The sequence below is a fragment of the Lacibacter sp. H375 genome, assembly GCF_037892425.1.
Taxonomy (GTDB): domain Bacteria; phylum Bacteroidota; class Bacteroidia; order Chitinophagales; family Chitinophagaceae; genus Lacibacter.
Map to the genome: position 1 here is coordinate 3767797 of NZ_JBBKTT010000001.1, position 14154 is coordinate 3781950.

Here is a 14154-nt window from a genome sequence, read left to right on the forward strand (position 1 = left end):
GATGAAAGTTCGGTATTTAAATATGTGATCATGGATAAACACGAGTATCATTTCGAGTACGAGGTGTACGATTCAATAGACGACCTCACAGAAGAAGATAAGTGGCTGCTTGATGAGGCGAGGGAAGTAACTCAACATGCGTATGCACCTTATTCCCGTTTCCAGGTAGGAGCAGTGGCCAAACTTAATAATGGAGAGATCGTTGCCGGTAGTAACCAGGAGAACGCTTCTTTTCCCGCCGGTCTTTGTGCTGAGCGTGTAGTGTTGGCTTCTATTTCTTCGCTTTATCCCAAAATGCCCATTGAGTCGATTGCTATCAGCTATTTCAACAACAATGGCGAAAGTAATCATCCCATTTCTCCCTGTGGCATTTGTCGCCAGGCATTGCAGGAGTTTAAAGAAAAGACCAAACAGCCGACACGGCTAATATTGGGTGGCATGCATGGTAAGGTATACATCATACCCGACGCAGCAATGCTGTTGCCATTATCGTTTACAAGTACAGATCTGAAATAATCAGAAAAGGGAAGAAGATTTGCCCGCCATTTTAGCTTCATGCTCTAGTAACCATTGCTTACGGTGAAGTCCACCCGCATAGCCGGTTAACTTTCCATCAGCACCAACTACTCGATGGCATGGAATAATAATACCAATCGGGTTCTTTCCATTAGCCGATGCTGCAGCACGAATGCTTTTTACATTCCCCAAACGTTTGGCCATGTGCAGATAAGTAACCGTTTCGGCGTATGGTAGCTTCATGAGTTGATCCCATACTTTTTGTTGAAACGCCGTGCCTGCAGGCTGAAGTGGCAGATCAAACTGCTTCCTTCTTCCTGCAAAGTATTCATCTAATTGGTTGATAGTTGCTTTCAGAACAGACGATGTTGTGTTTGCTGTTTCTGCAACCGAGATGTCATCACGAAACGATACAGTAGTCAAGTGTTCATCTTCCGACTCTAATAAAATTGTACCTATAGGTGAATTGTAATAAACAGTATGAAGTAATTCGTCAGCCAATTCTTCCTCCGTTTTGAACCTTCTTATCCGGTGTTAGCAAAATAACTTCTTTGTTTTCGTCATACACACCCAATACCAAACACTCGCTGAAGAAATTAGCAATTTGTTTTACGGGGAAGTTTATAACAGCAACGATCTGTTTTCCGATCAACTCTTCTTTGTTATAATGATGTGTTATTTGTGCCGATGAACGCTTAATACCGTGTTCACCAAAATCAATGGTTATTTGATAAGCAGGTTTTCTTGCATTGGGGAAATCAGTTACTTCAATAACAGTGCCTGCACAAATTTCTACTTTTTCAAAATCGGTCCATGTAATCAATTCACTCATCCGATTCATTTAATTGTGCGGCAAGTGAGAGAAGATCGTTTTTCTTATAGGCATTCTTTTCATTGTCAAAACACTTTGCATATTCTTCCAGCATACGTTGTATGATGCGTTTGTTGTTAAGTGGTTTGAAATAAGAAGCAGTAGGAGGTACGCTGATGCGTTTGAAATATGTTTCAACATCCTTGTGCGAAAAAATTTGTCCGGAAGCTCCATCCATATAAAACTGGATATGTTCAGGCGGAAATTCACTGTTGGTATTATTTTCCGGATCATCATCAAAGTAAGCCAGTATAAACTGGCGTGGGATGTTGATCATGTACAGATTAATATCAAGCAGGCTTGCCATTGAAAGAAGCAAAATGCCAATCGGTATGGCATTGCCTTTTTTCACTTCCACCAGTTTATGAACAAGAAAATCATCAGGGTGACTATAATTGATCTCTGTGCCTTTGATCTTGTAGTAATTGAAAAGAATATTGTTAAGCACATTCACTTTCTCAAGAGAAGTAAGAAAACTATTGAGCTCAAGCCACACGTTCCTGCGCATTTTCTCGAGCTCCTGGTAATATGTGAGCAGGTTAAGATCGGGATATTGATAGCGACTTACGAGCAAAGCACCGGTGAACAGATCGTGTTCTTTATCATTTGCCCATGCTTTCAGGTCCATTTGCAAATCACGGAAATGAAGGCTATGGATGAGCATTTCAATACGCTCCTGCGTATATTCATCAGCCGTTGTTTCCCATAAATGTTCAAGGTTAGGGATGATCTCCTTACCAAGTGAAATGATTTTTTCACTCACTTGTGAATACACTTCATCATCGGGATCGTCAATGAGGTGGAGAAGGGCGGCTATTTCTTTTGTTTGTTCCATTACATGGGTTTCGGTAATCTAACGCTGTAAATCTGGATTTTAAATTGCAAAAACTGTTGAACATTACTAAAAAAAGTTGTTCACAACAGTGTGAATGAATAAAGTTGGAGGCTGATGCAGCGGAAAAATACCTCTATTAGGTAGTATCACTTAGTCATGACTGAGGTTAGCACGAATTTTTGAAACAAAGCATATACAATTGTTCATAAGACAATTTAACTGAAGTATTCTTGCATGACCAACAGTAATCCAATACCGAAAAACCAATCGGCGAAAGCCACTTTAAATCCAATGAAGGCCTGTTTTTGAATCCTGGCCCTATGAACCAACCAAGCTGGCTTCTGTACCTTAAGAGAACGGATAAGAAACAGAATAATTTTGAAGCAGCATAAAAATCCCCCGGATAACGGGGGATTTTTTATTTGATCAGTTTTATTCTAAGGTTGTGATGTTTCATTGCTGTTCGTCTTTATTAACACCTGCGTATTCACTAGGAGTTTTTCCAAACTGTTTTTTAAACTCCCTGCTGAAGTATTTACGATCGTTATAGCCAACATTATAAGCCACTTCATAAACGGTCATATCGGTTTGTTGTAGCAGCTGTGCAGCTTTCTTCAATCTCAATGATTTCACAAATTCATTCACCGACATATTTGATACGGCCTTGATCTTCTTGTAAAGGATAGGTGGACTCATTGCCACTTTTCTTGCCAGTTTCTCTACACCAAAATCAGGATCATCCATATGTTCATCCACCAACTGCATCACTCTTGTTAGAAACTCTTTGTCAACAGTATTTACAAATGCATCAGCAACTGTTTCTGTTGTTGCGGTTGTTTCAGGTGCTGCAATGATCTGTTGACTGAATTTTTCTCTCAGTTTTTCACGTGCTGCCAGCAGGTTACGCACATTCAGTTCAAGTATTTTTTTACTGAATGGTTTTGTAATATAGATGTCAGCACCGGTTTCCAATCCATTTACCTGGTCGTCCTGCGAACTTTTAGCAGTAAGTAAAATCACAGGTATATGACTCGTACGCTCATCGGTTTTTAATTTGGTACAAAGCGTAAATCCATCCATCTCAGGCATCATCACATCACTGATGATGAGATCCGGTATCAGTTCAACAGCAGTGTTCCATCCTTGCAGCCCATCTTCGCAGGCTATTACATTGTATTGATCAATGAATGTTTCCTTAACCAGGCTGCGTAATTCCGCATTGTCTTCTGTAATTAAAATACTGAATTGTTTTTCTCTCGGTGTTTCTGCTGTCGTAATTGGCTGATGGGCTGCCTCAACAGGTACAGATTCAATAACCGTTGTTTTAACAACAGGATTTGTTTCTGTAAGATTAGGCGTTTCGAAGTGCCGATTGCCTTGCAGTAATGTAACCTTGAAAACAGTTCGACCTTCTTTTCCGTTCAACGATTGTTCACTCTCAACGCCGATTGTTCCTTTATGCAGCTCCACTATATTTTTCGACAAAGCCAAGCCAATTCCATAACCTGTGTTTTGCAAGCCATGTTCTGCCACCTGGAAGAAATTGGTAAACAGTTTATCCAGATATTCGGGTGCAATACCTTTACCATTATCTGTGACAGAAATATTCACCCTATTATCTTTCCGTTCCACCATTAAAGAAATTCGCCCACCTTCATGCGTGAACTTAAATGCATTTGCCAACAGGTTAAAGAACACTTTCTCCAGCTGTTCCTTGTCAAAATACACAGGAATATCTTCAGCATCATGAATAAAGGAAACATGAATATGCTTTGCTGCTGATATTTCCTGGAAGCTGCTGCAAATATCCTGAAGGAAGGGGATCAGGTTGTGCCTTTCAAAACGTAAGTTTAAATGATTAGTCTCTGCTTTTCGGAAATCCATCAGTTCACTTACAAGTTTTAGTAGACGGTTGGCATTAGTTTTTACCTGGGTTAATTGCTGTTGAACAAACCCATCGTTTTGTTTTTTGTCGAGCAGTTTGTCAACAGGTGCCATAATCAACGTAAGATGTGTACGGATCTCATGCGATACATTGGTGAAAAAATTCAGTTTCACCTGGTGTAATTCATCTTCTTTCTTTAATAATGCACGAAGAAAGAAGAAACGAATCACTAAAAATAAAATGGCCGCAAAAGCAAGTATATAAATGCAATAGGCCCACCATGTAAGCCAAAAAGGTGGAAGTATTTTCAATTCAATTGATGCAGGCTGGCTCCACACGCCGTCATTATTAGCAGCTTTTACAACGAAGGTATAAGTACCTGAGGGGAGATTGGTGTATGTGGCAGAAGCAGTTGTTACTTTGTTCCAGTTTTTATCAAAGCCTTCGAGTTTGTAAGCGTATTGATTTTTGTTGCTTTTAATAAAATTCAGAAGCGCAAATTCAATTGTAAATACATTCTGTTTGTGTGTGAACACAATGCGTTTCATTTGGTTAATGTTGCGATCAAGCAATCCGTCTTCACCATTAATTTCAACATTATTATTGAATAGCCGCAAACCCGTAAACACAACCGGGGCAACATAGCTGTTGGTTTCAATATTGCCGGGAAAAAAGCTGGTAATGCCATGATAGCCGCCAAAGAAAAACTCACCCCGGCTGTCTCTGAGGTAAGAGTTGTAATTAAATTCATTGCCTGCAAGTCCATCGCTCACTGTATAGGTTTGAGCTGTTTTTAAAACAGGATCGTATTTGATCAATCCATTATCAGTACTGAGCCAAAAGAAACCATTGTCATCTTCCAGCAAACTGATGACATTTGTATTGGGCAAACCATCTTTCTCCGTATAGCGTACAAACTGTCCGTTACTGCTGTTATACATTGCTATACCGCCATAGCTTAGTGCCGCCCATATATTTCCTTTCTTATCCTGTGTTATGGTATTGATGTAAAGATCATCGTTCAGCTCTTTCATGTTGTTGCCATTCACTACATACAAGCCAGGCGCACCACCAATCCACACTGCTCCTTGTGCATCATTATAAAATGTTCTTGCCGTGATACCGTTTACAAATCCATTTATTGTACTGAACGAAAGGGGCGTAAGCTCTATCCCTTTTTTACTGAACAGATGCAAACCGGAATTTGATCCTACCCATAGCCGTTCGTTGTCATCTTCAACCAGCGAGATGATTTCAGAATGCAGTGTAGCAGCATCATTTTCCTTATACATGTAACGTTTAAATTTATTTTGTCTGCGGTCGAGGACATTTAAGCCACCGCCATGTGTACCACACCAGATGTTTTGTTCTTTATCCACCAATACAATCTTTACCAAATTCGAACCAAGACTTGCCGCATCGTTAATATCGTTTTTATAAACCGTAAACAAACCGGTGCTGCGGTTGTAATAATTTAAACCACCACCTTCGGTACCCATCCATAAATTGTGTTGCCCGTCTTCAACAATACTGCTCACAACATTATTACCAAGGCTCGTGCGGCTTGCATTATTTTGCAAAACTGAAAATTTGGTACTGTAGGGATACGTGGAATTTGCGCCGCCGAAGTAAGTGCCGATCCATACTGAACCGTTGGCATCTTCGTACAAACTGTGAATAGAATTCTGACTGAGACTTTTTTTATTGCCGGGATCGTTTTGATAAGAATGTATGTTTTTTGTGACCGGGTCAATAATGCTTAATCCTTCCTGTGTACCAACCCACAACATACCATTGCGTGTTGTGGTAATAATGCGGATATTATTATTGATCAGTCCGCTAGTGCTATTTCCTGTTTTACCAAAACGTGTAAAAGAATTTGCAGCAGCATCAAATAAATTAATGCCGTTGTTCAATGTGCCAATCCACAACTGCTGTTTGGCATCTTCTGCAATTGCAGTAACATTCCTGGCACTTAACGAACGTGGATTGGCCGGATCATGCGTAAAGTTTTCGAAACGATAGCCATTGGCTTGTGGCACCATTCGTGTAAGGCCATTGTTACTGCCCACCCATAAATGACCGTTATGATCTTCAAATAGGGTCCTTACATTATTACCTGCAATACTATTGACATTTCCTGCCCTGAAGATTTTTCTTTTATCTGGTTGCCCGTTGACAAGGGCATACAAACCATCTGAACTTCCAATCCAGATTGTGCCTTTCCTGTCTTCATAAATATAACTGATATAAAGCGTGCCTGTGGTTAGCGGTATCCGTTCGAAATAATCTTTTGTTTCGTTATAGCGGTTAAGCCCGGAGGATGTGCCCGCCCAGATGGTGTTGCGGGAATCGCAGAAAAGGGAAAGTACATTATTATTATTAAGGGTATTGCTGTCTTTGTCGTTGTGGAGATAATGTTTAAACCGGGTACCATCGTAGCGGTTAACACCCATGCGTGTACCAAACCAAAGAAACCCCTTGTGGTCTTGCGTAATGGATAAAACTGAATTGCTCGATAAGCCATGTTCTAATGTTACATGATTGAAGAGCATAGTTTGCCCCTTCACTTGCGGGTGCAAAAAACGGGCAGGTAACACTAGCAGACAGGTTATAAGAAGAAATCGGGAGATGCAGGAGTATTTGCGGCACATATCGTTCGTATCAACTGCAATAAAAGTAAAGATATTTACAAACAGCGCAGTGACAAATTGAAATCTGCTTTAATTATTCTTCATTGAAAATCAAGGGTTTGATTTCTGGTTTATAAAATTCACCCTATTCTTTTAGGTTTGTCACCCCCTCTTTTTTTCACCGCAGCAAATATTGCATCCAGAAATGTGCTGCTAAGAATCTTTATAGCTTTAAGAGCTTAAAATTCAAACCGCACATCCGTTGATTATTTACTAAAAAACTTCTGCTCATGCGATTGCTTAAAAATCTTTCATTGCCTCCCGGCACTAAATTTCTATCCGGGTTGGTTGCTCTCTTATTCCTTCCATTCCTCGTTTTTGCTCAGTCAAAAACAATAACAGGAACAGTAAAAGATGAAAACGGGAGGCCCGTTTCAGGTGCGTCTGTTAGCATTAAAAAGCAAAACAAAGGCACCACTACCAATGAGGCCGGCAACTTTACAATTACCGCTGCATCCGGCGATGTCCTGATTATTACTGCTATAACTTTTGAATCAAATGAGGTTACTGTTGGATCCGAAAAGACTATTACTATTCAACTAAAAACAAAGGCTACTGAGTTAAGTGATGTGGTAGTGGTGGGTTACGGCACCAAGACCAAACGTGATATTGGAGGTGGTGTATTAACAGTTGATCAGCGGTTATTGCAAAACAGACCGGTAACAAATACATTCGATGCCTTGCAGGGAACCACCCCCGGGCTTGTAATTACCCGTACAAATGGACAGCCAGGCCGTGAGGGTCTTGCGGCCAGGATAAGAGGCATTACTTCGCTTGGTGTAGATAATTCTCCCCTGGTTATTATTGATGGAGTTGAAGGAGATCTTGCTTCATTAAATCCTAATGATATTGAGACAATATCAATTTTGGAAGATGCAGCCTCGGCATCCATTTACGGTGCAAAAGCAGGCGGGGGTGTGATTTTGGTGACTACAAAAGCTGGCAGGGCGAGTCTAAAACCCCGTTTTGAGCTGACGACGATGTACACGACCCGTACTCCGTTTGCACGACCCGAATTGTTAAGTTCACGCAAGCAGGGTGAACTGATAAACGCCGCCAGGGTGTCTGCCAACCAGAATAAAGACTTTACCAATCAGCAACTGGAGTGGTTTGATGACCCAACTGTAGAGGATGTATGGAATTCAAATTCCAAAACCTGGGAATACTACTACAATAATGATATGGTTGATATTTTGATGCGTAAACAAAGTACGCAACGAAATATCAATCTTAGTGCTTCAGGTGGCAGCGACAAATCGACCTACCTGTTTTCTGTAGGATACCTGAGTCAGCAGGGTGTATTCAAATTTGGACCCGACAGCTACAGCAGGTTTAACGCAAGGATGAACTATAATACCAAATTGTCTAAGATATTCTCACTTGATACACGTTTGTCTTTTGTTAAGGAGAATATACTTGCTCCGTCAACAGGTATTACAGGCGAAGGTTTGATGTATCATATTTATTCGCTCCGTGCTGCACGTAACCCTATTTTCACACCGGGAACAAACGACAGTAAATATGCATTTATTGGTACAATATCCACTGCTTATCCGATTTTGAAAGATGGTGGTTACGATCAGGAGGACAGGTACAACATGAATGGCGTTATCAGCCTTAACGCTAAACAAATTTTAAAGGGGCTTGATTTAAAAGCAGTTTATAGTCCGGGTATGGTTTTCTCAGCAAGGGAAGTGTTTGCTAAAACTGTTCCACGCTTTACGATTGATTCAAACAAGCTGCCTGTTGCCAGTACGGCTATTAACCAGGTAAACTCGCTGAATAAAACAAGGCCCTATGTGCTTAATCAAAACTTCTTTGCAACTGCCGACTATGATTATAAACTCAATGATCACCATTTCCATTTATTGGGAGGTTTTGAGTACAAAACCTATAAATATGACTGGGTGCAGGCGATGCAGAGAGCATTATTACTAAACAATTTTGAAACATTAAATTATACGACGCTTGCTACTGCCGATGTGACGAATGTAGCTGACAACATACAAGAAAACAGATGGTTGTCTTATTTCGGACGCTTGAGCTACAATTTTGCGAGCAGGTATTATTTTGAAGGTGTACTTCGCCGTGATGGCAGCTCACGTTTATCTCCGGGTAATAAGTTTCAGACATTCTATTCGCTTAACGCATTTTGGCGTGCATCACAGGAAGAGTGGTTTAAACAAACATTGCCCTGGATCAATGAATTTAAATTAGCGGTTTCTTACGGAACGGCCGGTGGTGCGCAGACGTCCAATCCTAATGCCAGCAATTATGAATTTCAGAGTCTGTTGTTGAGAGGGTTTTATCCATTCAATGATTCCCGTACGGCTTTTTTACGGCAGGGTCAACTGCCTTCAGATGGCAAACAATGGGAAATCATAGAAACAACCAACTTCGGCGTTGATATCGAAGTGTTGAAAAGAAGGTTACGTATACATTTTGATTATTTTATCAAAGAAAACAACAATGTATTTGTCCAGCAAAATCTTCCGGCACTGCTGGGCGTAACGCCGAATGCCGCCAACCTTGCCGCTATCAGGGTGAAAGGCTGGGGTGTTACGGTTAACTGGACCGATAAATTCAGAAACGGTGGGTATTTTGTTTCGGCTAACCTCAGCGATGATATTAATAAAGTTATTCGCTATGATGGTTCCAATACTTATGCTGCAGGAATAAACAACACAATTTTAGGCATGTCAACCAACTCAATATTTGGTTACAAAGCTGATGGATATTTTGATACACCAGAAGAAGTACAAGGATCGCCCCGCAGAACCACGAATACCGGTGTAGGCGATATCAAATTGCTCGACATAAATAAAGATGGTTTCATTAACCAGGGTATAGGCACTGCTGCCAATCATGGTGACCTCGTTTATCTTGGTAATACAAACCCCCGTTATGTTTTTGGTGTGAGTGCCGGAGTTAACTGGAAGGGCTTCGATTTGTCCTTCCTCTTCAACGGTGTTGGCAAAAGAAGTATCCTGATTGATCCGATTGCAAGTATCGGTCTGTATGACGGTTGGAGAATGCCTTGGGCTATACACCAGGATTATTGGAGGCCGGATAATTTAAATGCCAAATTCCCAACCATACGTTTTGCTGACAGGGTAAACGACCAGGTTTCATCTCATTGGGTGCAAGATGCGAGTTACATACGGTTGAAAAACCTGCAAGTGGGTTATACATTCAGCAAGGCCAAGCATCACGTAAAAGGATTGGGCGATATCAGGCTCTATTTTTCCGGACAGGATCTTTGGGAGTTGACGGGTATGTGGTTTAATTACTATGATCCGGAGAATACCGATAGAATATCATTTGGTTACCCGCTTTGGAGAAGCTATGCTATGGGCTTAAACATCAGCTTTTAACCTTTCAGGAAATGGAATCACAATTATTCATTATTACAAAGTTCAAGAAATGCGTTTACATAAAATCTTTATCATAAACTGTATTACTGTTGCAGCTGTATCGCTTATCAGCAACGGGTGTACAAAGCAACTGGATCTCAATACCAGGACAGTGATTACAGACCCGGTTTTTTGGAAAGACTCCAGCGATTTAATTGTGGGTACTAACTATTTGTATTTAAGTATCCCTGATTTCGATGCGCCTTTGGAAGATCGTTACAGCGACCTGGCGATCAATCTAAGTTCTACGGGTGCTTTTAATCTTAATACTGTGAGTGATGGAAGCCGTCCTATTCCTGCAACCGACGGGCAGTGGAATAATTTATATACTTTCATAAGGGCTGCAAATAATGTAATTGAAAAAGCTGCCGGTATTCCGGATGGTCCTATGAAAAGCAATTGTATCGGACAGGCACGTTTCTTCAGGGCTATGGCTTATTTTCGGTTGGTAAGAACTTATGGGTCGGTGCCTTATATCGGCAAAACCATTAATGGCAGCACTGACCCTGCATTATATACTCCCCGAACAGACCGAAAAGCGGTTGTAGATTCTATTTATGCAGATCTTGATTTTGCTGCGAGTGTTTGTCCGCAGGCAGATAAGCTACCTGGTAGCACCGCTTCAGCAGGTCAGCCAGGGAGAGAGTATGGACGAATTACAAGGAGCGCAGCGCTCGCTTTTAAATCCCGTGTAGCATTGTATGAGGGTTCATGGCACAAGTTTCACGGTGCGCCTGAATTTACAGGAACAAAAGATCCGGAAAAGCATTTCACCATAGCACGTGATGCGGCTTTGCTTGTAATGAACGAGGGAAAACATAGTCTTTATACAAAAGACGGTGCCTTGAGTTATCAAAATCTGTTCAGGTACCCCGGCGAAGGTTATACAAATAACAAAGAAAATATCCTCGTAAGAATTTATGGGAAGGATATAAGCAATTTTATTGCCGGTCACTCATACATGCGTAATCAACTTACTGATGGAGGAAATGCCGCATCAAGAACTTTTCATTTGCTGGCGCTTTATGCTGATGGTTTACCTGCAGGTAAATCCTCTCTTGATTCAAATGGTATGGAAACAGGTTTGCTGACAGATTACCGGAACAGGGATCCCCGTTTTGTATTGACTTCATTTAAAGTTGGCGATCCATCTGCTTCTATCGCAGGGGGTAATCCTACCTACGGCAACACATACCATTATCATCAACAAAAATACTGGACGGGCCAGGCAGACTTTTTAGTATCGCCCGCTATTTTCTTAGACTTTATTGCAATACGTTATGGTGAAGTGCTGTTAAACTATGCTGAAGCTGTATATGAATTAAATAACAGTATATCTGATGCAGATCTGAATATATCTGTTAATCTGCTGCGTAACAGGGCCACCAACAATGATATTACAAAGTTACCCTTGTTGACCAACGCCTTTGTTACTGCCAACGGATTAAATATGCAAACAGAAATACGCAGAGAACGATCAGTTGAACTAGCATTTGAAGGATTTCGTTACTGGGATCTGCTACGCTGGAAAACAGCGGAAACAGAGCTGCCGAAAGTTGTACTGGGACGTAAATATTTCACCAGTGGGGTAAGCTATGGTGGCGCTACTGCTCCCACCATGCAGAATGGTTACGTTCTGTACCAGGCAGCAGATAAAAGGAAGTTTGATCCCGCCAGAGATTATTTATGGCCCATACCCACTTCGCAAATTGGGTTGAGCAATAACACATTGACACAAAACCCTAACTGGTAATCGAAATATGATAATATAGATTTTTAAAACAGCAGCAGTTCTAGTTTTCATATAGCACACAGCACCTGTTTATTTGAACGGGTGCCTTTTTAAATCTTGTTTGTGTATTGTATTATTCTTCACATCTGCCAATTGGCTTTTGTATTTACATCAACAGATTGTGCTGATAATATACTTTGCATGATACAATCGAACCTCGCTCTGTATAAATTTCTAGTCTTCAACAATTAAAACGACTGTGTATGCTTCGTGCATTTATTCTTATTGTGCTTTTCCTGAATGCTTTTACAGTAACTGCATATGAAACACGTAACCTGTTGCAGAAGAAAGCATCTGTTGATCAGGTGAAAGCAAGTCTTGTTGCAAAAGAAGCATGGATCAAGTATCCTGCCTATACAAACAGGAATGGTTGGGATGCATTTACCGGTTCTCTGAAAGATGATTTGATAAAAGAAGGTGAAGCTTATCTCGATTATACCTGGAAAGTTGTAAGAGCTTCTGATTATTTAGAATACGAACGCAGCGGCAGCCGGGTGGCAATGGAAAATCCGTTTAACGCAAACAACACGGCATTAAGTCGATTGCTGTTTGCAGAATTAGCCGAAGGGAAGGGGCGTTTCATGAATCAAATCATCAACGGTGTGTGGCAAACTTGTGAGATGTCGTCGTGGGTATTGTCTGCACATCTCTCTGTACAAAAATCAAAAAGAGCGCTGCCCGATTATCGTGAAGAGATCATTGATCTTACTTCTGCTGATATGGGTTCTTTTTTATCGTGGACATGGTATTTTTTGCATGATGCATTTGATAAAGTAAACCCTGTTATTTCATCAAGACTTCGTGCAAATATTCAGAAACGTATTCTTGATCCATACATGCAGCGTAGTGACTATTGGTGGCAGGCATTCAATTACAAACCCGGAGTGTTGGTAAACAACTGGAATCCCTGGTGTAATTCGAATGTGCTTACCTGTTTTCTTTTATTGGAAGAAGACGCCACAAAACTTGCGGCTGCAGTGCATCGCACCATGCAAAGCGTTGATCACTTTATTAACTATGTAAAAGAAGACGGTGCTTGCGAAGAAGGCCCATCTTATTGGGGACACGCTGCCGGGAAACTATACGATTATCTTCAACTGCTGAGTAATGCAAGCAATGGCAAGCTCAGCATCTTTAATGAGCCCATGATCAAAAACATGGGCGAATACATTGCCCGCAGTTATGTTGGCAATGGTTGGGTGGTGAATTTTGCTGACGCTTCTGCAAAAGGTGGTGGCGATGCAGGTGTGATCTATCGTTACGGCAAAGCCGTGAACAGTGAAGAGATGCAGGCATTTGGTGCTTATCTTGTAAAGGCAAATAAGGGGAAAGTTGAGGTCAATGCGGGAAGAGATTTCTTCCGTAGTATTGAAAACATTGCATCATACAACGAATTGCTCCAGGCAAAACCAGCATTGCCAACAGCAAACTATACATGGTATCCGCAAACACAATTTTGCTACATGAAAAACAAAGAAGGTTTCTTCTTTGCAGGCAAAGCCGGGTTCAATAACGAAAGTCATAACCACAATGATGTAGGAACATTTTCATTATATGTAAACGAAGTACCCATGTTTATTGATGCAGGGGTAGGAACATACACAAGACAAACATTCAGCAGCGAACGTTATACCATCTGGACAATGCAGAGCAACTATCACAATCTGCCTGTGATCAATGGTAAGCCCCAGGAGTTTGGTGCACAGTTTAAAGCAAAGGATGTTTTGTTTGATGCAAAAATGAATTTGTTCCGTGCCGATATAAGTGACGCATACAATAAAGATGCATCTGTAAAAAAATGGGTACGCAGTTATACTCTTTCAGCAAACAAACTAATCATCGATGATGCATTTGAGTTAACTGAATTAATAACAGCAAACCAACTCAACTTTCTAACCTGGGCGAAACCAGATCTATCAAAACCGGGCATGGTCGTGCTTGAAAAAGAAGGTAAGGCTGTTAAGATGCAATATGATGCTGCACAATTTGATGCAACTGTTGAAACTATTCCGCAAACAGACCCACGTTTGACCAAAGTATGGGGTAGTGAAATTTACCGTCTCAGCTTAACAGCAAAAAAGCAACAGTTAAAAGGTCGGTACAAATTTGAGATCGCAAAAAATGAATCTATCAACGGAAAATAATTTTT

Annotated in this window: 8 protein-coding genes; 4 read left to right on the forward strand and 4 right to left on the reverse strand. The window is 40.9% G+C overall.

Annotated elements, in window-relative coordinates:
- The first annotated feature begins 30 nt into the window (after nt 1-30).
- A complete protein-coding gene (locus WG954_RS16205) occupies nt 31-516 on the forward strand; it encodes a cytidine deaminase (protein ID WP_340437762.1) in 486 nt (161 codons plus the stop codon).
- Here the strand turns inward: WG954_RS16205 and WG954_RS16210 are convergent, their stop codons facing one another.
- From WG954_RS16210 to WG954_RS16225, 4 genes are all read right to left on the reverse strand, one after another.
- The gene (locus WG954_RS16210; RefSeq protein WP_340437763.1) at nt 517-1017 is read right to left on the reverse strand and encodes a methylated-DNA--[protein]-cysteine S-methyltransferase; all 501 of its coding nucleotides are present in this window, start codon (nt 1015-1017) and stop codon (nt 517-519) included.
- Nucleotides 1010-1348 carry a tRNA-binding protein gene (locus WG954_RS16215; protein ID WP_340437764.1) on the reverse strand — a complete coding sequence of 113 codons (339 nt, stop codon included), beginning with the start codon at nt 1346-1348 and terminating at the stop codon, nt 1010-1012. The genes WG954_RS16210 and WG954_RS16215 overlap by 8 nt, the downstream gene beginning before the upstream one ends.
- Nucleotides 1341-2222 (reverse strand): transglutaminase family protein, encoded by an 882-nt coding sequence (locus WG954_RS16220; RefSeq protein WP_340437765.1) that lies wholly within the window; start codon nt 2220-2222, stop codon nt 1341-1343. Before WG954_RS16220 ends, WG954_RS16215 begins: the two co-directional genes overlap by 8 nt.
- 453 nt (nt 2223-2675) lie before the next feature.
- Nucleotides 2676-6662 carry a hybrid sensor histidine kinase/response regulator transcription factor gene (locus tag WG954_RS16225; RefSeq protein ID WP_340437767.1) on the reverse strand — a complete coding sequence of 1329 codons (3987 nt, stop codon included), beginning with the start codon at nt 6660-6662 and terminating at the stop codon, nt 2676-2678.
- Between the two features lie 368 nt (nt 6663-7030).
- On the opposite strand from WG954_RS16225, the gene WG954_RS16230 reads away from it, so the two are divergent.
- The 3 genes from WG954_RS16230 (at nt 7031) to WG954_RS16240 (ending at nt 14149) form a co-directional block, all read left to right on the forward strand.
- Nucleotides 7031-10174 carry a SusC/RagA family TonB-linked outer membrane protein gene (locus tag WG954_RS16230; RefSeq protein WP_340437769.1) on the forward strand — a complete coding sequence of 1048 codons (3144 nt, stop codon included), beginning with the start codon at nt 7031-7033 and terminating at the stop codon, nt 10172-10174.
- A gap of 49 nt (nt 10175-10223) precedes the next feature.
- Nucleotides 10224-11966: a RagB/SusD family nutrient uptake outer membrane protein gene (locus WG954_RS16235; protein ID WP_340437770.1), complete on the forward strand. Its 1743-nt coding sequence runs from the start codon at nt 10224-10226 to the stop codon at nt 11964-11966.
- A 242-nt stretch (nt 11967-12208) separates the two neighbouring features.
- On the forward strand, nt 12209-14149 hold the full coding sequence (locus WG954_RS16240; RefSeq protein ID WP_340437771.1) for a heparinase II/III domain-containing protein: 1941 nt from the start codon (nt 12209-12211) through the stop codon (nt 14147-14149).
- Nucleotides 14150-14154: the final 5 nt, after the last annotated feature.